Here is a 25,147-nt window from a genome sequence, read left to right as displayed (position 1 = left end):
GCCCTCCCCGGCCGGGAGCGCGGCCGGGGAGGGCGCGCAAGCCCCGACCGGGGAGGGGAGGGCCGGGGCTTGCCGGGGACTCGGCCGCGCGGGCCGAGTGGTCACAACGGCAGGCCGAGGAGGCTGTAGGTCACCGCGCCGAGCACGCCGCCCACCACCGGCGCGACGACCGGGACCCAGGCGTAGGACCAGTCGGAGCCGCCCTTGCCGGCGATCGGCAGCAGGGCGTGGGCGATGCGCGGACCGAGGTCGCGGGCCGGGTTGATGGCGTACCCGGTCGGGCCGCCCAGGGACAGGCCGATCACGAGCACGAGCAGGCCGATCAGCAGGGGCGCCAGGCCCGTGGCGAACAGCGCGGAGAGGTCCACCCGGCCCTCGCCCAGCGGACCGGCGTTGCCGTTGATGCCGAGGATGCCGAAGAGCAGCATGAAGGTGCCGATGACCTCGGCCAGGAAGTTGGCCGGGATGTTGCGCACGGCCGGAGCGGTGCTGAACGCCGCGAGCTTGGCCTCGGCGTCCTCGGTCTCCCTCCAGTGCGGCAGGTAGTGCAGCCAGACCAGCGTCGAACCGGCGATGCCGCCGGCGATCTGGGCGGCGACGTAGCCCGGCACCATCGTCCAGGAGAACTGGCCGATGGAGGCCAGGCCGAGAGTCACCGCCGGGTTGATGTGCGCCCCGCTGATCTGGCCGACGACGTAGACGGCCATCGCCACGGCCAGGCCCCAGCCGAACGTGATGACGATCCAGCCGCCGTTTTGCGCCTTCGACCTGTTCAGCAGCACGCCGGCGACGACGCCGTTGCCGAGCAGGACCAGGATCGCGGTGCCGATGAACTCTGCAAGGTATTGCATGGGATGAACCTCCGCCAGGAAGGGCAGTCGCTCCGGGGCGGGCCCCGGGAAAAAGGGGATGGGCCGGCGCTGCGGGGCGCCGGATCCGGCCGGCGCGGGCCGGCGGTTCGTACGGGGCCCGGCCGCGCCGAGCGGCCGGGCCGGGCGGCCGACACGGGCCGCGTGCGGTCACTCGCTGTCGTGCTCGACCCAGCCGAGCGTCCGCTGCACCGCCTTCTGCCAGTTGTGGTACTCGCGGTCGCGGACGTCGGCGCTCATCTTCGGGCTCCACTCCGCGGCCCTGTGCCAGTTGGCGCGCAGCGTCTCCATGTCGGGCCAGTGGCCGACCGCCAGTCCGGCGGCGTAGGCCGCGCCCAGGCAGGTGGTCTCGGCGACCATCGGCCGCACGACCTCGACGTCGAGCACGTCGGCCAGGATCTGCATGAGCAGGTTGTCCGCCGTCATGCCGCCGTCCACCCGCAGCGTGGTCAGCGGGATCCCCGAGTCGGTGTTCATCGCGTCCACCACCTCGCGGGTCTGCCAGGCCGTGGCCTCCAGGACCGCCCTGGCGATGTGGCCCTTGTTGACGTAGCCGGTCAGGCCGGCCATGACGCCGCGCGCGTCGCTGCGCCAGTGCGGGGCGAACAGGCCGGAGAACGCCGGGACGACGTAGCACCCGCCGTTGTCGTCGACGGTGCGGGCCAGCGTCTCGATCTCGGGGGCGCTGGAGATCAGCCCGAGGTTGTCGCGCAGCCACTGGACGAGGGAGCCGGTGACCGCGATGGCGCCCTCCAGGGCGTAGACCGCCGGCTGGTCGCCGATCTTGTAGCCGAGCGTGGTGAGCAGCCCGTTCGTCGACATGATGGGCTTGGTCCCGGTGTTGAGCACCAGGAAGGTCCCGGTGCCGTAGGTGCCCTTGACCTGGCCGGGGTCGAAGCAGGTCTGCCCGAACAGCGCAGCGTGCTGGTCGCCGAGCGCCGACGCGACGGGGACGCCCTCCAGGAATCCGCGTGCCTCGCCGTAGACCTCCGCCGACGACCTGATCTCCGGTAGCATCGCCGGGGGGACGCCCATGGCGTCGAGGATGGAGGCGTCCCACTCCAGCGTCCGCAGGTTCATCAGCATGGTGCGGCTGGCGTTGGTCACGTCGGTGACGTGCTCGCCGGTGAGCTTCCAGATCAGCCAGGTGTCCATCGTCCCGAACAGCACCTCGCCGCGCTCGGCCCGCTCCCGCAGCCCGGGCACCTCGTCGAGCAGCCAGCGCAGCTTCGGGCCGGAGAAGTAGGTGGCCAGCGGCAGGCCGCAGCGTTCGCGGAAGCGCTCCTGGCCCACCCCGCCGGCGAGGTCGCGGATGATCCCGTCGGTGCGGGTGTCCTGCCAGACGATCGCGTTGTGCACCGGCTCACCGGTCTCGCGGTCCCACACGACCGTGGTCTCGCGCTGGTTGGTGATGCCGACCGCCGCGAGGTCGTCGGGGGCGACGTCGCCCTTCTCCAGCGCGTCGCGCACCACCTGCTCCACGTTGGTCCAGATTTCGGTCGCGTCGTGTTCGACCCAGCCCGGACGGGGGAAGATCTGCTGGTGTTCGCGCTGGCCGACGGAGACGATCCGGCCGTCGCGATCGAAGATGATGCAGCGGCTCGATGTCGTGCCCTGGTCGATCGCGGCGATGTAGTGCTTGGTCATCCGATGCTCGCCTCCGGGGGAGAAGTGGGGTGGGACACGCTGCGCCGAACGCCATCACGGGCAGAACCAATCTCGAATGGCGTACGACAATGTAGTACGATTACTGGGCAGTGTGATTCACGTCTCCGGTTCGTGTCAAGCCTGGCGGGCTCCGGCGAGCCGGGCCCTCACCAGGGGCCGGCGCCGAGTTCCCTGGAGATGGCGCGGGCGGCGTCGCGTACGTAGGAGACCTGCTCCATGTGCGGTTTCCGGCCGTCGCAGAGCCGCTCGATCGCGCCCCGGATCCCGATGGAGCCGACGGCCGTGCCGCGGCGGTCCCGGATCGGCGCGGCGATCGAGACCTCGCCCTCGACCAGTTCCTCGATCTCCGCGGCCCACCCGCCGATCCGGGCCCGCGAGAGGTCGGCCTCCAGATCGGCCACCTCGGTCAGGGTGCGCTTGGTGAAACCGGGCAGCTCGCTCTGGTCGCGCACGTACTCGGGCAGGGCGTGCGGATCGAAGGCGAGCAGGGCCTTGCCCAGGGCGGTGGCGTGCAGCGGCAGCAGCGAGCCGACCTCGAGGATCTGCCGGCTGTCATCGGGGCGGAAGACGTGGTGCACGACCAGGACCTGCTGCTCGTGCAGCGTCCCGATGCGCACGCTCTCCCTGCTGCGCCCCGCCAGGGCGTCGGCCCAGTTCAGGGCGCGGGTGCGCAGTTCGTTGCCGTCGAGGTAGCGGCTGCCCAGGCGCAGCACGCCGCCGCCCAGTTGGTAATGGCCGGTCTCGTCGTCCTGCTCGACGAACCCGACGTGCTGGAGCGTCCGCAGGATCCCCAGCGTGGTCCCCTTGGGCAACTCCAGTGACCGGGAGATCTCCGCCAGGCTCAGCCCGCGGGTGCCGCCGGCCAGGACCCGCAGGATGGCGGCGGCGCGTTCGATCGACTGGATCCTGCCAGGCATGCGCAACCTATCTGTCGTACGACAATGTCACACGGTGATCTTACGCTCGAGTGTGACGTGCCGTACATTCGGCTCATGCCCCGGCCCTCACCTGGGGAAGCGTATCTCCACGCGCCGGTTCTTCTCCCGGCCCTCTGGGTTGTCCTCGCCGTCGACCTCGTTGGGTTCCACCGGGTCGGCGGAGCCGTGGCCGGCCACCTCGAAGGTGACGTCCAGGTCGCCGACGAGCCCGGTCAGCTCCTCCTCGACGGCTTCGGCGCGCTGTCGCGAGAGCTCCAGGTTGTAGTCCTCGTCACCCTTGGCGTCGGTGTAGCCGTCGATGTTGACGGTCTTGCCCTTGGCCTCGGCGCGCAGGATCTCGGCGGCCTCCTCCAGGGTGCCCCTGGCGTCGCCGCTGAGCTCGGCCTCGTCGAACTCGAACAGGACGTCGGCGGCGAGGGTGACGGTGCGCTCCTCGGAGTCCTCGGCGTCGGTGAGGGAGCCGTCCTCGCTTTCGGTGGCGTAGGTGAGGTCGCCGACCGGCGTCGAGAACTCTTCGGTCCTGGTGTCGATGGTGTGGATGGGGGCCCGCTCCACCGGGCCCGCCTCCACCGGGACGACGGTCTGCTCCGGCTGCTCGGGTTCGCCGCCGCCGGCCGTGGCCGGCGTCGCGCCCGCCAGCAGCAGGGCGCCGGTCAGCAGGGCCGCGGCGGCCGTGCGCGGTGCGGGCCCGCGGCGCTCAGCTGAGCGGGACATCGTTGAACGTCCCGGCACCGGGAATGCGCACGCCCATGGTCTCGATCTCCTCGGGCGGAGCGCCGTAGGTCGCGCTCAGCAGGAGGGAGTCCCCGCCGCCGAGGGTGAATCCGTAGCCGGGCGTGGAGCACACGCAGGCGCCGTCGGCGTCGCGCGCGACCAGGTGGAGGCGGCCGGTCCGGGCGTCGATGAGCTCGACCGAGGCGACCGTGTTCTTGTCGTCGCTGAGGACGTTGCCGCCGCTGAAGAATCCGCCGTGATCCCACTCCGTGTCGCCGGTGTTGGTCACCGAGAACGTCAGCTCGACGGTCTCGCCCCGGCGGGCCAGCTCGTGCACGGCGATGTGCAGGTCGCTGCCGTCGTCCCGGAAGTCCTGGCTCGCGAGGGTCTCGCGCGGCTCGGCCTCCCCGGGGTCCACGGCCCCGGCGTTGACCGGCTCGCCGCCGGATCCGGAGTCCTCTGCGCCCTCTTCTTCGGGGTCGCCGCCGAACAGCCCGCACCCCGCCAGCAGCAGCGTGCAGGAGGCCAGGGCGATCGCCGCGGTCCCGCGTCGTTTCAGGAAGTCCAGGGGCGTCATGGAACCGAGAGTAGCGGGACGTGAGCGGACGCGATACGGCCGGGGACGCCCGATCCCCGGCCGGAACCGGTCCGGCCGGAACGGGAACCGAGAAGGGGCCCGCCGTGGTCCAACCCCCGGGCGCCGGTCAACCCAGCGCCAGGCCCACCGTGTAGAGCGCGCCGAAGGCGAGCTGCAGCCTGCCGGTCTCGCCCAGGGCCACGACAAGGTCACGGCCCTTCTCGCCGCGCAGCACGCGGGAGCAGGGGCGCACCGCCAGCGGGACGGCGAGCAGGACGAGCGCCGCCCACCAGCTCGCGGCGGCCGTGACCAGCGCGGTCACGAACGCGCCCGCCAGGCAGCCCAGGTAGAGCCGGCGGGTCCCGGCGTCGCCGAGCAGCACGGCCAGCGTCCGCTTGCCGCTCTCGGTGTCGGTGGGGATGTCGCGCAGGTTGTTGACCACCAGCACCGAGCAGGACAGCAGCCCGACGGGGACCGCGGCCGTCCAGCCCTCCCAGGGGACCGAGCCGGCCTGCACGAAGACCGTGCCGACGACCGCGACGACGCCGAAGAACACGAAGACCGAGACCTCGCCCAGGGCGCGGTAGCCGTAGGGGGTCCGCCCGCCGGTGTAGAACCAGGCGGCCACGATCGCCGCGGCGCCCACCGGCAGCAGCCACCACGAGGACGTGGCCACCAGGACCAGCCCGACGACCGCGGCGGCGGCGAAGCACGCCCAGGCCGCGGCGAACACCCGCCCGGGGGCGGCCAGCCGGGTCGCGGTCAGCCGGATCGGGCCCACCCGGCCCTCGTCGGTGCCGCGGACGCCGTCGCTGTAGTCGTTGGCGTAGTTCACGCCCACCTGGAGCGCCAGCGCCACCAGCATCGCCAGCGCGGCCTTCCACCACACGGCTGAGCCGATCCCGATGGCGACGCCGGTCCCGACCGCGACGGGGACGATCGAGTTCGGCAATGTGCGCGGGCGGGCCCCCGCGACCCACTCGCTGACCGTGGCCACGCGTCGGTCCTTTCTGAGAGCCCTGCGCCGAGGCGCCCGAGCGGTTCCTGCTGGGTCCGCTCAACGGTATCGCCGGGGGAGGACCGGCGCGGTCACCGGCTGATGGCGGCGTGCAGCCGGACCATCGCGACGCGCGCGCCCATGTCCAGTTCGCGCCGGGCCCCGTCGGGTCGCCACCCGGCGGCCTCCAGGAAGTCGCGCAGCGGGTTGCCGGTCTCCAGCACCCACACGTAAACCGCGTGGAACCCGTCGTCGAGCAGGTGGTCCACCGCGGCGTTGAGCAGTCGGCTGCCGTGGCCGCGGCGCGGGTGGTCGGGGTGGACGTGCAGCGCGTAGACCTCGGCGTCGGTGCCGGGCCAGCGGTCGGCGTCCTCGGCCGGGCCGATCGCCGCGAACCCCACCACCGCGCGCTCGTCGGTCGCGACCAGCAGCCGGTGCCGCGAGGTGGGCGGCCGCTCCACCGAGGCCAGCCACTGCTCGCGGAACCGCTCGCCGGCCTCGTCACCGGTCAGCTCGGCCAGCACCGGTCCGGGCAGCACGGAGCCGTACATCTCCTGCCAGGCGGCCACTTGGATGCGCACGATGGTGTCGATGTCCGCATTCCGGGCTGAACGAACAAATCGCTGTGTCGACACGGGAACGCCCTCATTCACTCGTCAGCCGGTTCCGGCCCCCGGGGAATCGTCGCAGCCTCCGGCGCGGTTTCAAAACCCCGGTCCCGCTCCGCCGCCGCGGCGCCCGGAGCCGGAGCTCCTGAGCGGGTCGGGGAGAGCCCCGACTTTTCCCCCATCCCCGGCGTTGAGGAGTTCACCTGTCTCGGCCAGCGTGGGAGCATCGGGTACGTGAGCGTCATCATTCGAATCATCGTCAACGCGGTCGCCCTGTGGGCGGCGGTGCTGCTGGTCGACGGAATCGACGTCGGCACCGACTCCGTGCCCGAGCAGATCCTGGTCTATCTGGTGGTCGGTGCGATCTTCGGCGTGGTCAACGCCGTCATCAAGCCGATCGTCAAGACCGTGGGATGCGCCTTCTACATCCTCACGCTCGGGCTGATCGCCCTGGTCGTCAACGCACTGCTGCTCCTCCTCACCGGATGGCTGGCCGGCCTGTTCGACCTGCCGTTCAGCATCGACGGCTTCTGGCCGGCGTTCTGGGGCGCGATCATCGTCGCCGTCGTGAGCTGGCTGCTCAGCCTGTTCGTGGGAGGCGACGACGACTGATCCCGGCGCCGCGCGGCGGCCGAGTCCGATCCGGCGGCCCGCGCCCCTGTGCGCGGGCCGTCCTCGCCGACCGGGGGCTCAGCGCAGGAACGTGATGCTCAGTCCGGCCGCGGCGATGCCGAAGAGCATCACCACCGAGCTGTAGCCGAGGACCTGCCCGGCGCGCAGCCGGGTCAGCGCCAGCAGCGGCAACGCCCAGAAGGGCTGGATGCCGTTGGTGAGCTGGTCGCCCATTGCCACCGCCATCACGCCCACTCCGGGGTCCAGGCCGAGCGCCGCGGTGGCGTCCATGACGATCGGCCCCTGGACCGCCCACTGCCCGCCGCCGGAGGGCACCGCGAGGTTCACCACGCAGGCGCTGATCAGCGCCCAGAACGGGTAGCTGAACGGGGTGGAGAAGGAGACGAACCACTCCGCGATGATCCCCAGCAGGCCGGAGTGCTCCATCATCCCCATGATCCCGGCGTAGAAGGGGAACTGCACGATCACCGATGCGGCGCTTCTCGCCCCCTCAGCGGCCGCCGAGGCGTAGCCGGCGAGCGTGCCGTGCAGCCCGAGGCCGACCACGAGGAAGGTGAAGTTGAGCAGGTTGAGGTCCATGCCGACGATGCCGCCGCGGATCAGCTCGGGCACCAGGTAGACCAGGCCGGCCAGCACCACGATCAGGACCGGTATCCGGCTGTGCATGAGCCGTTCGGCCGGTGGGCGCGCGGGCGCGGGCCGCTCGCCGGACACGGGGTCGGAGTCCTCCTCGGCGGCGTCGGCGTCGATCTCCGCGGCCTCCTCCGGCCGGGGGTGCATGCTCAGCACCAGCAGTGGCGCCCCGATCAGCATCGCGGCCAGGAACACCAGGTTGAACGGCTGGAAGACGGTCTCGCTGAGCGGGATGGTGCCGATCCGGTCCTCCAGGAAGTGCCCCGGCGTGTTGACCAGCAGGGGAGAGGATCCCGAAAGGCCGCTGTGCCAGACCATCAGCCCGGTGTAGCCGGCGGCGGCCAGCAGCGGGAAGTGCACCGTGATCCCGCGGGCGCGGCACGACTTGGCGACCTCGACGGCGAGCAGGGCCCCGGCGATCAGGCCGAGTCCCCAGTGCACCATTCCGAGCAGCGCGGCGAGCAGGGCCGTCAGGGCGCAGGCCGAGCGGGGACCGCGCGGCAGCGAGGCGACCCAGGTGATGCCGCGCCGCGCCGGGGGAGAGGACGCCAGCGCGTAGCCGGTGACGAGCACCAGCGACATCTGCATGGCGAACTCCAGCAGCCCCCAGAACCCCGCGTACCAGTCGTCGACCAGTTGCAGGGGACCGTGGTCGGTGAGGCCCAGCGCCAGCAGGTAGACCAGCACCGACAGCGCGATGGCGAAGACGAACGCATCAGGGATCCACCGCGTGCTGAACGCCGCGAGCGCGTTGCCGACTCGACGCATCCGACTCCCCCGCTTTCGCTACCCGGCCGCCGGGAAGGCGGCTTCCGCGCTGGTGCGGGCACTTTGTTATGTGTGTCACACACGCGTCAAGGTCAACCCGGGCTCCGTTGCCGACGCGTTACGTGACCTCCCTGGCGCCGAGCGTCACCGCGGGCCGCCTCAAGGAGCGGCCGGCCCCGGGAAAATCGGTCCCGACCGGGGCGCTTGGCGCCGACCGGGCTCCGCTAGCGGTAGCGTTTTCCCCATGGTAGGCAGCACTACGCCGAACGCGCCCTTCGGCCAGATGTTGACCGCAATGGTCACACCCATGCACGAGAACGGCGACGTCGACTACGACGGCGCCGCTCGGCTCGCCACGTATCTGGTCGACGAGCAGCGCAATGACGGCCTCATCATCAGCGGGACCACCGGAGAGTCGCCCACAACGAGCGACCAGGAGAAAGACCGCCTGCTGCGCGCCGTGATCGAGGCCGTCGGCGACCGCGCCACCATCGTCGCCGGGGTGGGCACCAACGACACCCGGCACAGCACCGAGCTCGCCGAGGCCGCCGAACGCGCCGGCGCGCACGGCCTGCTCACGGTGACGCCCTACTACAACAAGCCGCCTCAGGAGGGGCTGCTGCGCCACTTCACGGCGATCGCCGACGCCACCGAGCTGCCGGTCATGCTCTACGACATCCCCGGCCGCACCGGCGTGCCGATCGCCTCGGAGACGCTGGTCCGGCTGGCCGAGCACCCGCGCATCCTCGCCAACAAGGACGCCAAGGACGACATCGGCGCCAGCTCGTGGGTGATGGAGCGCACCGGCCTGGCCTACTACTGCGGCTCCGACATGCTCAACCTGCCGCTGCTGTCCATCGGCGCGGCCGGATTCGTCAGCGTCGTCGGCCACATCGTCGGCGCCGACCTGCACGACATGATCGACGCCTACCACTCCGGCGACGTCGGCCGCGCACTGGCCATCCACCGTCGGCTCACCCCCGTCTACACCGGCATCTTCCGAACCCAGGGCGTCATCACGACCAAGGCCGTGCTGAACATGTTCGGGCTGCCCGGCGGTTCGGTGCGGACCCCGCTGGCCGATGCCTCGGCCGAGCTCCAGGCCCTGCTGCGCGAGGACCTGGCCGCGGCCGGTGTCAAGGGACCCATAGGGCTCGCGCCGCATCAGGCCGTTCCGGCCAGCGCCGTGGGAGTGGAACGGCTGACGGAAGGATCCGCATGAGTCACCCGCACCCAGAGCTCGGCCCCCCGCCGCCGCTCGCCAAGGGCGCGCTGAGGGTCGTCGCCCTCGGCGGGCTGGGCGAGATCGGCCGCAACATGACGGTGTTCGAGTACGCCGGCAGGCTGCTGATCGTGGACTGCGGCGTGCTGTTCCCCGAGGAGGAGCAGCCCGGCGTGGACCTGATCCTGCCGGACTTCGACTACATCAGGGACCGGCTCGACGACGTCGAGGCGCTGGTCCTCACGCACGGCCACGAGGACCACATCGGCGCGGTCCCGTTCCTGCTGCGGGAGCGCCCCGACATCCCGCTGGTCGGATCGAGGCTGACGCTGGCGCTGCTGTCGGCCAAGCTCGGCGAGCACCGGATCAAGCCGGAGCTGGTGCAGGTCGAAGAGGGGGAGCGGCGCGCCTTCGGCGACTTCGACCTGGAGTTCTTCTCGGTCAACCACTCCATCCCCGACGCCCTCGCGATCGGCATCCGCACGCCCGCCGGCACGCTGCTGCACACCGGCGACTTCAAGATGGACCAGTTGCCGCTGGACGGCCGCCTCACCGACCTCGCCGGGTTCGCGCGGCTGGGGAGCGAGGGCGTCGACCTGCTGCTGGGCGACTCCACCAACGCCGAGGTCCCCGGGTTCGTCACCAGCGAGCGCGACATCGCCGGCGTCATCGACGACGTCTTCCGCAAGGCCGACAAGCGGGTCATCGTGGCCTGCTTCGCCTCGCACGTGCACCGCGTCCAGCAGGTCCTGGACGCCGCGCACGAGCACGGCCGCAAGGTCGCCTTCGTCGGCCGCTCCATGGTGCGCAACATGAACATCGCACGCGACCTGGGCTACCTCAAGGTCCCGGGCGGCCTGCTGGTCGACGTCAAGGAGATCGGCGACCTCCCCGAGGACGAGGTGATGCTCGTCTGCACCGGTTCGCAGGGCGAGCCCATGTCGGCGCTGAGCCGCATGGCCAACCGCGACCACCAGATCCGCATCGAGCAGGGCGACACCATCGTCCTGGCCTCCTCGCTGATTCCGGGCAACGAGAACTCGGTCAACCGGGTCATCAACGGCCTGACCCGTTGGGGCGCCAAGGTCGTGCACAAGGGCAACGCGCTGGTGCACGTCTCCGGGCACGCTCCGGCCGGCGAACTGCTGTACGTGCACAACATGGTGCGGCCGCGCAACTTCATGCCGGTGCACGGCGAGTGGCGGCACCTGCGTGCCCACGCCCGGGTGGCGGCGCTCGCCGGCCTGCCGGAGGACCGCGCGGTGATCGCCGAGGACGGCGTCGTCGTGGACCTCGTCAAGGGCAGGGCGCGCATCGTGGGCGCGGTGCAGGCCGGCTACGTCTACGTGGACGGCGCCTCGGTCGGCGACGTGACCGAGTCGGCGCTGAAGGACCGCCGCATCCTCGGCGACGAGGGCTTCATCTCCGTTGTCATCGCGGTCGACTCCACCTCGGGCAAACTCGTCGGCGAGCCGCAGATCCACACCCGGGGCTCCGGGATCGACGTCGAGGCCTACGACGAGGTCATCCCGAAGATCCAGGACTCCCTGGAGCGCGCGGCGGCCGACGGCATCACCGACCCGGGGCAGCTGCGCCAGCTGGTCCGCAGGGGCGTCGGCCGATGGGTCAACGAGGCCTACCGCCGCCGCCCGATGATCGTGCCGGTCGTGGTGGAGGTCTGACCCGCGCCGCCGCCTCCGCCCGCGTTCCGGTGAGCCGCCGGCCGGACCCCCGTGCTCCGTCGGAGCACGGGGGATCTCCGGACGCGCGCCCGACACGCCCGCCGCGCGGGCGGAAAACGGCCGGGGTTCCTTAGTAGGCTGCCCATCATGGCCACCCGCGCGCCGAAATCCCCCCAGCGCTCCGGCGGTGGAGCATCTCGGAGCGGCGGATCGGGCAAGAAGGCCCCGGCCCGCCGTCCGGCGAGCTCCTCGTCGCCGCGCACCAGGAAGAGCCCCCCGAAGAGCACCAAGAACGCTCCGGAGGGGCCCATCGCAGTGCTGGTCGTCTGGTTCGGCCGGGGGCTGCTGCTGGTCTGGAAGCTGCTCGCGCACACCGTGGGCGGCATCGCGCGGGCCATCGGGCGCAGCGCCCGCGATCTCGACCCCGACCTGCGCCGCGACGGCCTGGGCCTGGTGCTGCTCGCCCTGGGGCTGCTGATCGCCGCCGCGGTGTGGTGGGACACCGACGGCCCGCTGCCCGAGGCCACCCGGATGGTGGTGCTCGGCGCGTTCGGCACCTTCTCGCCGGTGCTGCCGCTGCTGTTCCTGCCGTTCGCCTGGCGGCTCATGCGCACCCCGGGCAGCGACCACACCGACGTCGGTCGGCTGCTGATCGGCTCCGCAGCGCTGCTGGTGGGCCTGCTGGGCCTGATCCACATCGGTCACGGGGTGCCGTGGCCCTCGGACGGCCAGACCGCGATGCGGCGGGCCGGCGGACTGATCGGCTTCGCCGCGTCGGGCCCGCTCACCGAGCTCATCACGCCGTGGGTGACCGGCGTGCTGCTGTTCATGCTGATGGCGTTCGGCCTGCTGGTGGTCACGGCCACCCCGGTCCACCGCATCCCCGACCGGCTGAACCGGCTCTTCGGCGGCCTCATGGCGCGGGAGGAGGGTCCCGGCAGCGGTGTCGGCATCCTCCCCGGTCAGGACGGGCCGGACGAGGAGGAGCCGAAGAAGAAGCGCAAACCGCGGCCCAAGAAGGCCGCGGCCGACGCCGAGGGCGACGCGCGCAGCGTCGCCGGCGCCAACGAGCGCCCCTACGACACCCCCGTCGTCGCCACGACCGAGGAAAAGGTCAAACCCGCCCCTGCGCCCGACCCCACGCCCGCTCCGGCCACCGTGGAGCAGCTCTCCATCCCCTCGCGCGTGGTCGACGGCGACTACGACCTGCCGGCGCCCCGGCTGCTCAAGCCGGGCACCCCGCCCAAGCCGCGCACCAAGGCCAACGACGTCGTCGTCGAGGCGCTCACCGGCGTCATGGACCAGTTCAACATCGACGCCGAGGTCACCGGCTTCACCCGCGGTCCCACGGTCACCCGCTACGAGATCGAGCTCGGCCCGGCGGTGAAGGTCGAGAAGGTCACGGCGCTGACGAAGAACATCTCGCTCTCCGTGAAGAGCGCGGACGTGCGGATCCTCTCCCCGATCCCGGGCAAGTCCGCGATCGGGGTGGAGATCCCCAACACCGACAAGGACATCGTCAGCCTCGGCGACATCATGCGCTCGACCGCGGCCACCTCCGACGACCACCCGATGCTCGTGGGCCTGGGCAAGGACGTCGAGGGCGCCAACGTGGTGGCCAACCTCGCCAAGATGCCGCACGTCCTGGTCGCCGGCGCCACCGGTGCCGGCAAGTCCACCTGCATCAACGGGCTCATCACCTCGATCATGATGCGCGCCACGCCCGACGAGGTGCGGCTCATCCTGGTCGACCCCAAGCGGGTCGAGCTCACGATGTACGAGGGGATCCCGCACCTCATCACCCCGATCATCACCAGCCCGAAGAAGGCGGCCGACGCGCTGCAGTGGGTCGTCGGGGAGATGGACCGGCGCTACGACGACCTCGCCGCCTCCGGGTACCGGCACGTCGACGACTTCAACGCCGCGGTGCGCGCCGGCGAGCTCAAGGCCCCGCCCGGCAGCGAACGCGAGTACGAGCCCTACCCCTACCTGCTCGTCATCGTCGACGAGCTGGCGGACCTGATGATGGTCGCCCCGCGCGACGTCGAGGACGCCATCGTGCGGATCACCCAGTTGGCCCGCGCGGCAGGCATCCACCTGGTGCTGGCCACCCAGCGCCCCAGCGTCGACGTCGTCACCGGCCTGATCAAGGCCAACGTCCCGTCGCGGCTGGCGTTCGCCACCTCCAGCCTCTCCGACAGCCGGGTCATCCTCGACCAGCCCGGCGCCGAGAAGCTGGTCGGCAAGGGCGACGCGCTGTTCCTGCCGATGGGCGCGAGCAAGCCGATCCGCCTGCAGAACGCCTGGGTCACCGAGAAGGAGATCCGGACGGTCGTCGAGCACTGCAAGAAGCAGGCCGAGCCCAGTTACCGCGAGGACGTCGGAACGGCCGAGGCCAAGAAGAAGGAGATCGACGAGGAGGTCGGCGACGACCTCGACCTGCTGCTGCAGGCGATCGAGCTGGTGGTCACCACGCAGTTCGGGTCGACCTCGATGCTGCAGCGCAAGCTGCGGGTCGGCTTCGCCAAGGCCGGGCGCCTGATGGACCTGATGGAGAGCCGCGACATCGTCGGCCCCAGCGAGGGGTCCAAGGCCCGCGACGTGCTGGTGAAGCCCGATGATCTGGCCGAGGTGCTGGCGCAGTTGAAGGTCGAGTAGCCGCAGGGGCCGATCATCAGGGCGGGACCGCGGAGGCCGCGGGGAGAGCGCGGGCCCCGTTTCGCGGATCGGGTGTCCTCATCGCCGGCCCGGCCCGCGCCTCCCGGCCGAAGCGCATCGCCGACTCCGCCGACCGGTCGGTCTCCCCACGGCTTCGGCGGCGAGGTGCGGCCCACCAGGCCTGTATCGCAAGGTGAGCATGCAGGGCCGCACTCTCGCCGCGGCCTCTTGCCGTTGCCCTACTCCGCGCTGAATGCGGTGGTCCGTGGCGCGCTGACCGTTTTTTGACCATCCGTGGGGGCGTGCCTGCATCGGATCGGGGCCGCCCCGGGGTAACAGTGGGTAGGTAGTCAATAGCGTTCCGCGTGGGGCGTCTTCAGGGGGAGCCTCTGTTGCGCGTGAGATCCTCCCGCGAGAAGACGGGCCCGGCGCCAACAGCTCAAGGGGTGTGCGCACCCGGAAACGGGGATGGGGGCGATCATGGCGACGATCGGTCAGACCCTTACCGGTGTCCGTAGACGAGCCGGGTACTCGGTGGCCGGACTCAGCGAACGTACCTGCATAACCGAGCACGTCATCCAGGCCCTGGAACGCGATGACTTCGCCGCGTGCGGCGGGGACTTCTACGTCCGCGGCCACATCCGCGGAATAGCCCGGGCGCTGGAACTCGATCCGGAACCTCTGATCCAGCAGTTCGACCAGGAGTACGCCGAGCAGGCGCCCGCGCCGATGACCGCCGACGAGTTCTTCACGGCGCACGCCCCGGACACGCTCGCCGAACCCGTCCAGCGCAAGTGGCCCATCGTCGTCGCGGCGGCCGTGGCGGGCGTGGCGCTCATCGGCGTCGCGCACGCGTGGCCGGGCGGGGACGGCGCGGACGACCGCCCATCGGCCCAGGCCGCGGCGCAGGCCGGAGGGGAGTCCTCGACCGAGCGGCAGCCTTCGGACGGCAAGTCCGGCCCCGAACCCAGGGCGTCGGCGCGGCCGGAGCCCTCCCCGAGTTCGCAGGAGGCGGTCCGGCTGCGGATCGCCGCCCAGGAGCCGACCTGGCTCAGCGTCTACAACGGGACCGGCGAGGACGTGTTCACCGGCGTGCTGGAGGCCGGGAAGAGCCGGGAGTGGACCGATCCCGAGGAGCTCCGCCTGCACATCGGCAACGCCGGTGGAGTCCGGCTGGAGGCCAACGGGCGCGACATGGGCGCCCCCGGCGGCGTCGGCGAGGTGGTCCAGCTCACCTTCGGTCCGGAGGGGCTGCGGCAGGAGCCGTCCGGCGTGCTGCGGCAGGAGGCCGCACCCCCGCCGCAGGAGGCTCCCGCGGCGCCTGAGGGAGCGCCGGCTCCGGCGCCGGCCCGGCCTGAGGAGCCGCCCGCGCCGCCGCAGGGGGTGCCGCAGGGGGTGCCGCAGGAGGCGCCGACGGCGCAGAGCGGGAGCCCCGGGGTCTGAAGGGCTCCCCGGGACGACCTACCCTTGAGGAAGCGGCGTCCCGCCGCGCTCAGGAACTCCCGTAACCTTGGAAGCTATGTCATCGCGCCGTACTGTTTCGCTCGTCACCCTGGGGTGCGCGCGAAATGAGGTTGACTCCGAAGAACTCGCCGGGCGACTGGCGGCCGGCGGCTGGGATCTGGTCGATCCCGACGACGGCGGCGGCCCCGCCGACGTCGTCGTCGTCAACACCTGCGGTTTCATCGAGGCCGCCAAGCAGGACTCCATCGAGGCGCTGCTCAACGCGGCCGAGGACGGCACCAAGGTGGTCGCCGCCGGGTGCATGGCCGAACGCTACGGCTCGGAGCTGGCCGACGCGCTCCCCGAGGCGCAGGTGATCGGCTTCGACGACTACACCGAGATCGGGCAGCGGCTCGACGACGTGGTCGAGGGCCGGCCGCTCGTCCCGCACGGCCCCCGCGACCGCCGCACCCTGCTGCCGATCTCGCCGACCGAGCGCCCGGCCCGCCAGGACGTGCACGTTCCGGGGCACGCCCCCTTCGGCGGCGAGCCCGAACCGCTGCCCGACGGCATCGCCCCCGCCTCCGGGCCGTTCCTGCCGCGCCGCCGCCTCGCCGGCGGCCCGGTGGCCAACCTCAAGATCGCCTCGGGGTGCGACCGCCGCTGCACGTTCTGCGCGATCCCGGCCTTCCGCGGCGCCTACATCTCGCGGCGCCCCGACGACGTCGTGCGCGAGGCCGAGTGGCTGGCCGACCAGGGCGTGCGCGAACTCTTCCTGGTGAGCGAGAACTCCACCTCCTACGGCAAGGACCTCGGCGACCTGCGGGCGCTGGAGGGGCTGCTGCCCCGGCTGGCCGCGGTCCCCGGCATCGAGCGGGTGCGGGTCAGCTACCTGCAGCCGGCCGAGGTGCGGCCCGGCCTGGTCGACGTGCTCACCACGACACCGGGCGTGGTGCCCTACTTCGACCTCTCCTTCCAGCACGCCAGCGGCTCCCTGCTGCGCCGCATGCGCCGCTTCGGCGACGGCGAGCGCTTCCTGGACCTGCTGGCGACCGTCCGCAAGGCTGCCCCCGAGGCCGGGGCCCGCTCCAACTTCATCGTCGGCTTCCCCGGCGAGACCGAGGCCGAGTACGGCGAACTGGTCTCCTTCCTGGAGGAGGCCCGGCTGGACGCCATCGGCGTCTTCGGCTACTCCGACGAGGACGGAACCGAGGCCGCCGCTCTTGACGGCAAGCTCTCAGGGGAGATCATTGCCGCACGGGCCGATCAGCTCAACCAGTTGGCGGAGGAGCTCATGGCGCAACGGGCAGAGGAGCGTGTCGGCTCCACCGTGGACGTCCTCATCGAGACCGACCTCGGGGACGGCGCCTACGAGGGGCGCGCCCACCACCAGGCGCCGGAGGTGGACGGCAGCACGATCGTGCACGGGGACGGCCTGCCGGTCGGGGAGATGGTGCGCGCCACCGTGACCGAGGCGGCCGGCGTCGACCTCATCGCCGAGGCGGCCGCTGACCTGACGGACGCGCGGTGAACACCCCCGGTCCCGACGCGGTCCCGTCCGGCCCCGTACCGGTGTGGAACATCGCCAACATCCTGACGGTGAGCCGGCTCGTCATGGTGCCGCTCTTCATCGTCTTCATGTTCCTGGAGCACCCGGCCTGGCGCTTCGCCGCGTTCGCGGTGTTCGTGATCGCCGCGATCACCGACCACATCGACGGCGAGCTGGCCCGCCGCCGCAACCTGGTCACCGACTTCGGCAAGGTCGCCGACCCCATCGCGGACAAGGCCCTCACCGGTGCCGCGCTGGTCGTGCTGTCCGTGCTCGGCGAGCTGTGGTGGTGGGTGACCATCGTCATCCTGGTGCGCGAATGGGGGGTCACGGCGCTGCGGTTCGCGGTCATCAGGCACGGCATCATCCCGGCGAGCCGGGGCGGCAAGCTCAAGACCGTGCTGCAGATCGTCGCGATCAGCGTCTACCTCTTCCCGCTGCCGGACCCGCTGCAGATCGTCGCGCACGTCATCATGGCCGCCGCGCTCGCCGCCACCGTGTGGACCGGTCTGGACTACGTCATCCAGGCCCTCCGGCTGCGCCGCGCGGCCGGGCCCCGGTTCCCCGGGACCGAGAAGAAGGCCTGAGCCGGGGCCGTGCCCTCTCCGCCTCCTCTGCCCGCCCGTGACGCCGCGGTCGGCGTGCACCGGCTGCTCGGTGCGCGCTCGGCCACCCTGGCCACGGCCGAGTCCCTCACCGGCGGCCTCATCGGCGCCGTCCTCACCGACGTCGCCGGGGCCTCGGCGACCTACCGCGGCGGGGTGGTCGCCTACGCCACGGAGGTCAAGGCCCGCGTGCTGGGGGTGCCCGAGGCGCTGCTCGCCGAGCACGGGGCGGTGCACCCCGATGTCGCCGCGCACATGGCGCACGGCGTCCGCCGGCTCCTCACGGCCACATACGGCCTCGCGGTGACCGGGGTGGCCGGCCCCGAACCCCAGGACGGCCGGCCCGTCGGAACCGTCTTCGCCGCCGTCTGCGGACCGGGCGGGCCGGCCGAGGTGGCCGGGTTCCACCTCTCGGGTGACCGGGCCAGGATCCGGTGTGACACCGCTGATCAGGCCCTTTGGCTGCTGCATGAGACCGTGGCCGGGACCACGGCGAAATAGCGGCCGCGAACCCGTTCAACCCGGGGATCCGGGGGAACAAACCCTCACCAAGATCGGTTACCCCTCCAGCGAACAGAAAGCCGTGAGGTGCGACGATCGGGCTTCGGGCAGGTACGGTGTTTTTTATGAAGGTCGCTACCGGGAGGGAGCGCGAATGATGGTCCTGCTTCGTCACCTACTTGGTGACGTGCTACGACAGCTTCGGCAGCGTCAGGGCCGCACTCTCCGCGAGGTGTCGGCCGATGCCCGGGTCTCGTTGGGCTACCTGTCGGAGGTCGAGCGGGGACAGAAGGAGGCCTCCTCCGAACTGCTCTCCTCGATCTGCGGTGCTCTGGGCGTCCCACTCTCCCAAGTGCTGCGTGACGTCTCCGATCAACTGGCGCTGGCCGAACTCCAGGAGGCGGCTCTGCTCAGCGGATCGGTTTCGGCCGATTCCGTTCCAGGACCCGACCGGCTCGGTATCGATTCGGTGCCCGACCGCGTTCCCGATGTCGTCGACATGGTGGGTGTGTAACCGCCCGCCCGACTCAACCTCCGTCGGCCGCAGCCCTGCGGCCGGCACCTCTTCCACGACGTCCCGGTCGCCGCACGGCGACCGGGACGTCGTGTTCCCGTCCTCCGTTCGTCCGCCGCCGCCCGTGTTTTCCCATCGGGCCATTGGGCAGTGGGACGAATGGGTCACAAGACACGACAGGGGGATGATCCACGATGACGAAAATCCACAGCCCGCTTCCCGATGACGCCCGCAAGGCCACCGGTGAGGCGCTGCAGGGCGCGGTCGTCGACCTGATCGACCTGTCACTGGTGGGCAAGCAGGCGCACTGGAACGTGGTCGGCCGCACCTTCCGCTCCATCCACCTGCAGCTCGACGAGCTGGTGGACGCGGCGCGCAAGCACACCGACGTGCTCGCCGAGCGGGCCATCTCGATCGGGGTCAACCCCGACGGCCGCTCGACCAAGGTCGCCGCCGACACCAAGATCGGTCAGCCGGAACCCGGCTACCTGCAGGAGGACAAGGTCATCGCGCTGATCGTGGACGCGCTGGGCGTGGTGGTCAAGCGATTCCGGGACCGGGTCGAGGCCACCGAGAAGCCCGATCCGGTGACCCAGGACCTGCTGATCGCCGCGTCGCAGGACCTTGAGGAGCAGCACTGGATGTTCGAGGCCATGCGCTGACATCGGCGGCCTTCTCGGCGGCCGTGGAGGCCGCGGGCAGAGCGCGGTCCTTGCCTGATGCGGGATGTCTCACCGCTGTCGGACGGGCCGCGCCCGGCCGCCGAAGCAGAAGTTCACGTTCGCATGCGGTCTCGACCACCGCTTCGGCCGGGAGGCGCGGCCCCAGGGCCGGCCTTCCGGTGACCGGTGGGTGCGAAGGGGGCCGCGCTCGCCCGGCATCCTCCCCAGAACCCGACTCCTGCAGACTGCTCGACCTCAAAACCCCGGTAGCAGGGCGTCAGCTCGCCCACGCCCCGGGGTCCTCGGAGAGGGAGCGCACCGACTCGGGGAGCTTGCCCGTCGAGACGTGCTCCAGCGTCACCGCCTCCAGGATGGCGCGCTCGCTGGCGCGCAGGGCGATCCACACCTGCTGCAGGCTGCGGGCCGCGCCGTCGTAGTCGACGTGCTCGGGGCGCTCCCCGCGCACGTTGGCCAGCGGTCCGTCCACGGCGCGGATGATGTCGGCCAGTGAGATCTCCGCGGCCGGGCGGGCCAGCCAGTAGCCGCCGACCGGTCCCCGCTGGCTGCGCACCAGGCCGGCGCGGCGCAACTGGGTGAGGATGTTCTCCAGGAATTTTCCGGGTATGGCCTGGGCGCGCGCGAGCTGTTCGGCCGTAACCGGGCCGCCACTGGCGGCAGCGAGTTCGGCCGCGGCGCGCAACGCGTAATCGACCCGGGCAGAAAGGCGCATGCTGCGATTATGCCGTGAATCGAAGGGGGTTCGGGTCAAGGGTGCTTCGCGCGGGGGTGCCGCACGCGCGCGCCGCCGCCCCCACTCCGGGCCTGGTTCCCGGGCCGAAGCGGGGTCCGCGGGGCGCGCGCTCCTCCGTGCGGTGCCGCGAAGAGGGCCCTGTACGGGCCTGTGCGCTGCGGCGTCACCTCAGGCGCAGCGACGCCGGGCCTGCGGCGCCGAGGACCTCTGCCGCGCTCTGGGCGTTGACCCGGGCGGCGCCGTAAGTGCTGACGTGCGCGCGGCATTCGGGCCGCCAGATCGGCAGGCCCATCTCCACCACGACGGCGTCGGGACGTGCGCGGCACAGTTCGGTGACGAAGGAGCGGATCATGGGATGGCGGTGGGCGTCGCGCACCACGAGGACCAGGTCGCGCCCCGAGGCGTCGGAGAGCACATCGGCGGGCCGGGCCGTGGCGGCCTCCAGGCGGACCGCGTCGGGGAACCACGGGCCGACCCCCCACGGGACGTCGCCCACGGCCGCGCCGACCGGAGCGTCGAACTCCACGACGAGCGGGGCGTGCAGGGGGCCGAGCTCGCCCTCCACCCGGACCGCCCGCCTGGCGCCGTCCAGGCCGACGTCCGCGGCCCCGGCCATGGCGGCGGGGCGCTCCTTCGTCCACTGCCGCGCCGCGGCGGTGCGCGCGGCGGCGTCCTCCAGCCGCTCGCCGCTGAGCCTGCCTGCGCGGACCGCCTCGACGACGGCGGCGCGGATCGCGGCGATCTCGTCGGCGTAGACGTAGCGGCCCAGGCAGAGCAGGTCGCAGCCGGCCCGCAGCGCGCGCACCGAGGCCTCGGGGACGCCGATGTCGCCGCTGACCCCGCGCATCTCCAGGGCGTCGCTGATGACCATGCCGTCGAAGCCGATCTCGCGGCGCAGCAGACCGGTGACGATCTCCGGCGTCAGCGTGGCCGGGCCGGTCGCGCCCAGCGCCGGGAGCTGGATGTGGGCGGTCAGGACGCTGCGCGCGCCCGCGTCGACGGCGGCCCGGAACGGCAGCAGCTCGCGGCGGTCGAGCAGGTCGGCATCGGCGTCGATCACCGGGAGCTCGTCGTGGGAGTCCTGGTGGGTGGCCCCGTGGCCGGGGAAGTGCTTGGCGCAGGCCGCCACGCCGCCCTCCTGCAGGCCGGTGACCGCGGCCGCGGCGTGCCGGGCGACCAGGTCGGCGTCGGCGCCGAACGAGCGGGTGCCGATGACAGGGTTGTCGGCGGCGGTGTTGACGTCCACCGACGGCGCGAGATCGAGGTTGAAGCCCAGGGCGTGCAGCTCGGCGCCGAGCGCGCGGTGCACGGCGCGGGTCAGCTCCGGGTCGTCGATGGCGCCCAGCGCGGCGTTGCCGGGATAGTCGCTGCCGGCCACGTGCCCGATCCGGGTGACGTCGCCGCCCTCTTCGTCCAGGGAGATCAGCGGAGCGTCGGCGGCCTCGCCGAGCAGCCGGTTCAGCTCCTTGACCTGCTCGGGGCCCGCGATGTTGTTGTGGAACAGGCAGACTCCGGCGATGCCGTCGGCCAGGCCCTCCAGCGTCCATCGCGGCGGGTCGTACGCCTCGAACGGCACCAGGAGGGTGGCGTTGGCGAGGCGTTCCAGGCTCCGGTCAGCGGGCATCACGGACTCCGTTCAGGGGTTGGGCGCCCCGGGTCGGGGCGGGCGGGTGTGCGCGGTGGGCACGGGGACGAAGGAGGGCGCCGCGCGCCGGCGGATCGGGTGCGCGGCGCCCCCAGCGGTCAAGGAGGGGGTGTGGGGCTAGCCCTTGACCGCGCCCATGGTGAGACCGGACACCATGCGGCGTTGGACGAACAGGAAGAACACCATCACCGGAATGGTGAGCAGGGTGGAGGCCGCCATGATGGAGCCCCACTCGATGCTGGCCCGGCCGAAGTAGTACTGCAGCGAGATCGGCAGCGTGAAGGAACCGGTGTTGTTCTGCAGGAAGGTGAAGGCCACCACGAACTCGTTCCACGCGGTGATGAAGGCGAAGATGCTCGCCGCGACCAGGCCGGGCGCCACCAGCGGCATCAGGATCCGCCAGAAGATCGTCCAGCTGTCGGCGCCGTCGATCGCCGCGGCCTCCTCCAGCTCCTTGGGCACCGCCGCCACGAAGCTGCGCATCATCAGGATCGTGATGGGCAGCGAGACCGTGATGTAGACGACGAGGACGCCGAGCAGGCTCCCGGTCAGCGGCACGGAGAGCAGCTCGCCCGCCTTGTAGAAGTTCACGAAGATCGAGATGATCAGCGCCTCGATCGGCACCATCTGGATCACCAGCAGCAGCACGATGAAGGATCCGCGCAGCGAGAACCTGAAGCGGGCGACGGCGACGGCGGCCAGCAGCGCGAAGACCGCGGAGACCACGACCGATCCGACGGTCACCAGCAGGCTGTTGCCCAGGAAGGACCAGAACGACGTGCCGGGGATGAGAACCCCGGAGAGCACCCGCTGGAAGTGTTCGAGGGTGAGCGCGGTCGGGAAGAGCGTGGGCTCGCGGGTGAAGATCTCGCCCGTGGGCTTCAGCGCCGTGGAGACCACCCAGTAGACGGGGAAGACGGCGAAGACGGTGACCGCGACGGCCGCGGCGTACTGGCCGATCCGGCCGGCCAGTTTCAGGGCGCGGTGGTTCATCGGATCTCCCCCTGCCGGATCATCACGCGGAGGTAGTAGGCGGTGATGCCGAGGACCAGGACGGTCATCACCACGGCGATCGCGGAGCCCATCCCGTAGTTGGGCGGGGTCGAGGCGAAGCCGAGTTGGTAGGAGTAGTAGGGCAGCAGGAACACGTCGCGGTTGCTGAAGCCGCCGGCGAGGATGTTGAGCTGGGTGAAGATCCGGAAGTCCCAGATGATCTGCAGGATCAGGAGCAGCGCGAACAGCGGCCGCAGCATGGGCACCGTCACCGTCCAGAAGGAGCGCCACGCGCTCGCGCCGTCGACCCTCGCCGCCTCGTAGAGTTCGCTGGGGACGCTCTTCAGCCCGGCGAGCACGCTCACCGAGACGAAGGGGAAGGACTGCCAGACGACGGTCAGGATCAGCACGGAGAACAGCGGCCCGGGGGAGTTGAACCAGTTGAAGCCCTCCCAGCCGGAGCCGACCAGCCAGTCAGGCATCCCGGCGAGCACCGCGTTGGCCAGCCCGTAACGGGAGTCGAAGAGCCACCGGTGCACGATCGCCGCGCTGATGACCGGGGTCGCCCAGGCGAGCATGAGGGCGGTCCCGACGACGGCGGAGAACCACTTCGGCAGCTTGTTGAGCAGGATCCCCACGAGGGTGCCCAGCACCATCGTGATGGCGACCATGAGCAGGCAGACGACGATGGTGTTGCGGAAGATGGTCCAGAAGCGCTCGTCGGTCAGGATGGCGAGGTAGTGCGCGAAGCCGTTCCACTCGGCGGGTTCGCCGCGCAGCTGCCGGAGCCCGTAGGTGTGCAGCGACATCCAGGCCATCTGCAGGATCGGCCACACCAGGACGGCGATGAGCAGGGCCAGGGCCGGCAGGATCAGCAGGTAGGGGATGAGCGGGACGAGACCGCGCCGCCGTCGCCGATGGCGGGGCGCCTTCTTCGCCGGAGCCCCTGGCGGCTCGACCCGCGGCTCCGGGACGTCAAGCGTTCGTGTCATGGGATGCTCTTCACTCACAGGTTGCGGCGGGCGGCCGCACCGGCGGCCGCCCGCTTCACGGTCTGCCTACTCGACGGGGCGGTTCAGCGCCTCGGTGAGCTCCCCGTTGAGTTCGGGGAGCACGGCGTCGGCGTCCTCGCCCTCGGCGAGCCGCCGGGCGGCGTTCTGCACCGTGGCCAGCTCCCACTGGACGTGCCCCCAGTTCGGGGTCGAGGGGAACAGGCGCAGGTCGCCCGTTGCCTGCGTGGCCGCGCCGGCCAGCACCGGGTCCTCCTGGTAGACGTCGCTCTCCAGCAGGTCCTGGTAGGCGGGGAACATCGAGGAGACCTCGCTGTAGGCGGTGGCGTTGTCCTTGCTGTTGAGCACCTTGATGTATTCGAAGGCGAACTCGGGGTTCTGGGTGGTGGCCCACACGGCCAGGTCGGAGCCGCCGCCGAAGGCCGGGGCCATGCCGTCCTTGCCCGGGATGGGGGCCGTGGCCCACTGGTCCTGGTTCTCGTCGTTGATCGCGGCGATCTGCGGCTCGGCCCACGGGCCGTCGATGAACATGCCGAGCTCGCCGTTGGCGAAGTCGGCGTGGGCGCAGTCGACCTCGGTCAGTCCGATGCAGGCCTCGGGCGAGATGCCGTCCGTGGTCAGGCCCGCGTAGAACTCCAGCGCCTCCTGGGTCTCCGGTGAGTCGAGCCGGCCGTCCCACTCCTCGCCCTCCTGGGCGGCGAACTCCCCTCCGGCGCCCCAGACGAAGCTGGCGATGCCGTTGACGAAGTCGGTCGGGGCGGCGAAGCCGACCGCGTCCTTCTCCTCCTCGATGGCCTCGGCGACCTCGACGAGTTCGTCCCAGTTCTCCGGGGGCTCGTGGCCGAGCTCCTCCAGCCAGTCGGTCCTGTACCACAGGGCGCGCACGCCGCTGTACCACGGAACGCTGTACTGGGCGCCGTCGAAGGTGCCGTTGGCGTAGGCGCCCTCGAGGAAGTCGTCCTTGTTCTCCCACGCGTCGGCGTACTCGGCGACGTCGTAGAGCGCTCCGGCGTTGGCCCAGGTCTGCACCTGGTCGTTGCCGATCTCGACCACATCGGGCCCGTCGCTGACCATGGCGGTCTGGAAGCGCTGCGAGAACTCGCCCCAGGGGATCCAGCTGACGTTGACCTCGGTGTCGGGGTACTCCTCCTGGAACTCGGCGGTGACCGAGTCCATGAACTCGTTCTGCGGCTCGCTGGCGTCACCCATGCGCCAGACCTCGATCGACTCCGGAGCGCCGTCGGTTCCACCGTCGGCTCCGCCGCCTCCGCCGCCACACGCGGCTGCCATGAGCAGCATCGACGATGCTGCCGCGACCTTCGCGAATTTCATCTGGTATCTCCCTTCACGAGTCGCCACGCGCGCGGCGTGCGTCGAAGATGACGCCCCCGAAGCATCTCGGTCGGCTACGAACGCTGTGCGGGCTTCGTCGTCGGTGCGGGGTGTGTGCTGGGATGGCACTGTGCTGTTGGTTCGCCCTGACCGGCGGGTGCCGGTGCGCATCAGG

Annotated in this window: 23 protein-coding genes; 10 read left to right on the top strand and 13 right to left on the bottom strand. The window is 71.4% G+C overall.

From position 1 onward, the window contains the following. Window positions 1-101: 101 nt before the first annotated feature. From HDA32_RS21110 to HDA32_RS21080, 7 genes are all read right to left on the bottom strand, one after another. A complete protein-coding gene (locus HDA32_RS21110; RefSeq protein ID WP_179644863.1) occupies window positions 102-851 on the bottom strand; it encodes an MIP/aquaporin family protein in 750 nt (249 codons plus the stop codon). Window positions 852-1,019: 168 nt separating this feature from the next. After that, window positions 1,020-2,516, bottom strand: coding sequence for a glycerol kinase GlpK (gene glpK / locus HDA32_RS21105; protein WP_179644862.1), 1,497 nt, complete (start codon window positions 2,514-2,516; stop codon window positions 1,020-1,022). A 167-nt stretch (window positions 2,517-2,683) separates the two neighbouring features. Further along, the gene (locus tag HDA32_RS21100; protein WP_179644861.1) at window positions 2,684-3,454 is read right to left on the bottom strand and encodes an IclR family transcriptional regulator; all 771 of its coding nucleotides are present in this window, start codon (window positions 3,452-3,454) and stop codon (window positions 2,684-2,686) included. Between the two features lie 87 nt (window positions 3,455-3,541). Next, window positions 3,542-4,189: an OmpA family protein gene (locus tag HDA32_RS21095; RefSeq protein WP_179644860.1), complete on the bottom strand. Its 648-nt coding sequence runs from the start codon at window positions 4,187-4,189 to the stop codon at window positions 3,542-3,544. After that, complete coding sequence (locus tag HDA32_RS21090) at window positions 4,173-4,766, bottom strand: hypothetical protein (protein ID WP_179644859.1); 594 nt, start codon at window positions 4,764-4,766, stop codon at window positions 4,173-4,175. Before HDA32_RS21090 ends, HDA32_RS21095 begins: the two co-directional genes overlap by 17 nt. A gap of 127 nt (window positions 4,767-4,893) precedes the next feature. Then, window positions 4,894-5,763 carry a 1,4-dihydroxy-2-naphthoate polyprenyltransferase gene (locus tag HDA32_RS21085; RefSeq protein ID WP_179644858.1) on the bottom strand — a complete coding sequence of 290 codons (870 nt, stop codon included), beginning with the start codon at window positions 5,761-5,763 and terminating at the stop codon, window positions 4,894-4,896. Between the two features lie 92 nt (window positions 5,764-5,855). Further along, window positions 5,856-6,398, bottom strand: a complete 543-nt coding sequence (locus HDA32_RS21080) for a GNAT family N-acetyltransferase (protein ID WP_179644857.1) — start codon at window positions 6,396-6,398, stop codon at window positions 5,856-5,858. Between the two features lie 207 nt (window positions 6,399-6,605). Between HDA32_RS21080 and HDA32_RS21075 the strand changes: the two genes are divergently transcribed. Continuing rightward, on the top strand, window positions 6,606-6,983 hold the full coding sequence (locus HDA32_RS21075) for a phage holin family protein (protein WP_179644856.1): 378 nt from the start codon (window positions 6,606-6,608) through the stop codon (window positions 6,981-6,983). A gap of 78 nt (window positions 6,984-7,061) precedes the next feature. Here HDA32_RS21075 and HDA32_RS21070 read toward each other — a convergent pair whose 3' ends face one another. Then, the gene (locus tag HDA32_RS21070; protein WP_179644855.1) at window positions 7,062-8,405 is read right to left on the bottom strand and encodes a short-chain fatty acid transporter; all 1,344 of its coding nucleotides are present in this window, start codon (window positions 8,403-8,405) and stop codon (window positions 7,062-7,064) included. A gap of 244 nt (window positions 8,406-8,649) precedes the next feature. Here HDA32_RS21070 and dapA point away from each other — a divergent pair, with 244 nt between their 5' ends. From dapA to HDA32_RS21025, 9 genes are all read left to right on the top strand, one after another. After that, window positions 8,650-9,627 (top strand): 4-hydroxy-tetrahydrodipicolinate synthase, encoded by a 978-nt coding sequence (dapA, locus tag HDA32_RS21065; RefSeq protein WP_179644854.1) that lies wholly within the window; start codon window positions 8,650-8,652, stop codon window positions 9,625-9,627. Then, window positions 9,624-11,309: a ribonuclease J gene (locus HDA32_RS21060; protein ID WP_179644853.1), complete on the top strand. Its 1,686-nt coding sequence runs from the start codon at window positions 9,624-9,626 to the stop codon at window positions 11,307-11,309. The genes dapA and HDA32_RS21060 overlap by 4 nt, the downstream gene beginning before the upstream one ends. 147 nt (window positions 11,310-11,456) lie before the next feature. Next, window positions 11,457-13,967 carry a DNA translocase FtsK gene (locus tag HDA32_RS21055; protein WP_179644852.1) on the top strand — a complete coding sequence of 837 codons (2,511 nt, stop codon included), beginning with the start codon at window positions 11,457-11,459 and terminating at the stop codon, window positions 13,965-13,967. A 480-nt stretch (window positions 13,968-14,447) separates the two neighbouring features. After that, on the top strand, window positions 14,448-15,410 hold the full coding sequence (locus HDA32_RS21050; protein ID WP_179644851.1) for a helix-turn-helix domain-containing protein: 963 nt from the start codon (window positions 14,448-14,450) through the stop codon (window positions 15,408-15,410). A gap of 76 nt (window positions 15,411-15,486) precedes the next feature. Next, a complete protein-coding gene (rimO, locus tag HDA32_RS21045; protein WP_179644850.1) occupies window positions 15,487-16,941 on the top strand; it encodes a 30S ribosomal protein S12 methylthiotransferase RimO in 1,455 nt (484 codons plus the stop codon). Next, on the top strand, window positions 16,938-17,546 hold the full coding sequence (pgsA, locus tag HDA32_RS21040) for a CDP-diacylglycerol--glycerol-3-phosphate 3-phosphatidyltransferase (protein WP_179644849.1): 609 nt from the start codon (window positions 16,938-16,940) through the stop codon (window positions 17,544-17,546). The genes rimO and pgsA overlap by 4 nt, the downstream gene beginning before the upstream one ends. 9 nt (window positions 17,547-17,555) lie before the next feature. After that, window positions 17,556-18,065 (top strand): CinA family protein, encoded by a 510-nt coding sequence (locus tag HDA32_RS21035; RefSeq protein ID WP_179644848.1) that lies wholly within the window; start codon window positions 17,556-17,558, stop codon window positions 18,063-18,065. Window positions 18,066-18,219: 154 nt separating this feature from the next. Then, a complete protein-coding gene (locus HDA32_RS21030; RefSeq protein WP_179644847.1) occupies window positions 18,220-18,579 on the top strand; it encodes a helix-turn-helix domain-containing protein in 360 nt (119 codons plus the stop codon). 194 nt (window positions 18,580-18,773) lie between these two features. Further along, window positions 18,774-19,241, top strand: a complete 468-nt coding sequence (locus HDA32_RS21025; RefSeq protein WP_179644846.1) for a Dps family protein — start codon at window positions 18,774-18,776, stop codon at window positions 19,239-19,241. Between the two features lie 277 nt (window positions 19,242-19,518). On the opposite strand, the gene HDA32_RS21020 is transcribed toward HDA32_RS21025, so the two are convergent. The 5 genes from HDA32_RS21020 to HDA32_RS21000 form a co-directional block, all read right to left on the bottom strand. Further along, the gene (locus HDA32_RS21020) at window positions 19,519-19,971 is read right to left on the bottom strand and encodes an RrF2 family transcriptional regulator (RefSeq protein ID WP_179644845.1); all 453 of its coding nucleotides are present in this window, start codon (window positions 19,969-19,971) and stop codon (window positions 19,519-19,521) included. Window positions 19,972-20,155: 184 nt separating this feature from the next. After that, window positions 20,156-21,616: a glycoside hydrolase family 3 protein gene (locus HDA32_RS21015; RefSeq protein WP_179644844.1), complete on the bottom strand. Its 1,461-nt coding sequence runs from the start codon at window positions 21,614-21,616 to the stop codon at window positions 20,156-20,158. 138 nt (window positions 21,617-21,754) lie between these two features. Continuing rightward, complete coding sequence (locus HDA32_RS21010; protein ID WP_179644843.1) at window positions 21,755-22,630, bottom strand: carbohydrate ABC transporter permease; 876 nt, start codon at window positions 22,628-22,630, stop codon at window positions 21,755-21,757. Beyond that, entirely contained in the window at window positions 22,627-23,622 is a 996-nt protein-coding gene (locus HDA32_RS21005) for a carbohydrate ABC transporter permease (RefSeq protein ID WP_179644842.1), read from the bottom strand. Before HDA32_RS21005 ends, HDA32_RS21010 begins: the two co-directional genes overlap by 4 nt. A gap of 66 nt (window positions 23,623-23,688) precedes the next feature. Beyond that, a complete protein-coding gene (locus tag HDA32_RS21000; RefSeq protein WP_179644841.1) occupies window positions 23,689-24,972 on the bottom strand; it encodes an extracellular solute-binding protein in 1,284 nt (427 codons plus the stop codon). Window positions 24,973-25,147 lie beyond the last annotated feature (175 nt).

This window comes from Spinactinospora alkalitolerans, from assembly GCF_013408795.1.
In the GTDB taxonomy this organism is placed as follows: domain Bacteria; phylum Actinomycetota; class Actinomycetes; order Streptosporangiales; family Streptosporangiaceae; genus Spinactinospora; species Spinactinospora alkalitolerans.
Note: the sequence above shows the minus strand (reverse complement) of the source record. Positions and strands in the feature narration are given on the sequence as shown.

What these genes read in the sequence shown, in the direction of transcription:
- HDA32_RS21110 (WP_179644863.1), bottom strand. Translation starts at nt 851, where the DNA reads ATGCAATACCTTGCAGAGTTCATCGGCACCGCGATCCTGGTCCTGCTC.
- glpK (WP_179644862.1), bottom strand. Translation starts at nt 2,516, where the DNA reads ATGACCAAGCACTACATCGCCGCGATCGACCAGGGCACGACATCGAGC.
- HDA32_RS21100 (WP_179644861.1), bottom strand. Translation starts at nt 3,454, where the DNA reads ATGCCTGGCAGGATCCAGTCGATCGAACGCGCCGCCGCCATCCTGCGG.
- HDA32_RS21095 (WP_179644860.1), bottom strand. Translation starts at nt 4,189, where the DNA reads ATGTCCCGCTCAGCTGAGCGCCGCGGGCCCGCACCGCGCACGGCCGCC.
- HDA32_RS21090 (WP_179644859.1), bottom strand. Translation starts at nt 4,766, where the DNA reads ATGACGCCCCTGGACTTCCTGAAACGACGCGGGACCGCGGCGATCGCC.
- HDA32_RS21070 (WP_179644855.1), bottom strand. Translation starts at nt 8,405, where the DNA reads ATGCGTCGAGTCGGCAACGCGCTCGCGGCGTTCAGCACGCGGTGGATC.
- dapA (WP_179644854.1), top strand. Translation starts at nt 8,650, where the DNA reads ATGGTAGGCAGCACTACGCCGAACGCGCCCTTCGGCCAGATGTTGACC.
- HDA32_RS21060 (WP_179644853.1), top strand. Translation starts at nt 9,624, where the DNA reads ATGAGTCACCCGCACCCAGAGCTCGGCCCCCCGCCGCCGCTCGCCAAG.
- HDA32_RS21055 (WP_179644852.1), top strand. Translation starts at nt 11,457, where the DNA reads ATGGCCACCCGCGCGCCGAAATCCCCCCAGCGCTCCGGCGGTGGAGCA.
- HDA32_RS21050 (WP_179644851.1), top strand. Translation starts at nt 14,448, where the DNA reads ATGGCGACGATCGGTCAGACCCTTACCGGTGTCCGTAGACGAGCCGGG.
- rimO (WP_179644850.1), top strand. Translation starts at nt 15,487, where the DNA reads ATGTCATCGCGCCGTACTGTTTCGCTCGTCACCCTGGGGTGCGCGCGA.
- HDA32_RS21030 (WP_179644847.1), top strand. Translation starts at nt 18,220, where the DNA reads ATGATGGTCCTGCTTCGTCACCTACTTGGTGACGTGCTACGACAGCTT.
- HDA32_RS21025 (WP_179644846.1), top strand. Translation starts at nt 18,774, where the DNA reads ATGACGAAAATCCACAGCCCGCTTCCCGATGACGCCCGCAAGGCCACC.
- HDA32_RS21020 (WP_179644845.1), bottom strand. Translation starts at nt 19,971, where the DNA reads ATGCGCCTTTCTGCCCGGGTCGATTACGCGTTGCGCGCCGCGGCCGAA.
- HDA32_RS21015 (WP_179644844.1), bottom strand. Translation starts at nt 21,616, where the DNA reads ATGCCCGCTGACCGGAGCCTGGAACGCCTCGCCAACGCCACCCTCCTG.
- HDA32_RS21010 (WP_179644843.1), bottom strand. Translation starts at nt 22,630, where the DNA reads ATGAACCACCGCGCCCTGAAACTGGCCGGCCGGATCGGCCAGTACGCC.
- HDA32_RS21005 (WP_179644842.1), bottom strand. Translation starts at nt 23,622, where the DNA reads ATGACACGAACGCTTGACGTCCCGGAGCCGCGGGTCGAGCCGCCAGGG.
- HDA32_RS21000 (WP_179644841.1), bottom strand. Translation starts at nt 24,972, where the DNA reads ATGAAATTCGCGAAGGTCGCGGCAGCATCGTCGATGCTGCTCATGGCA.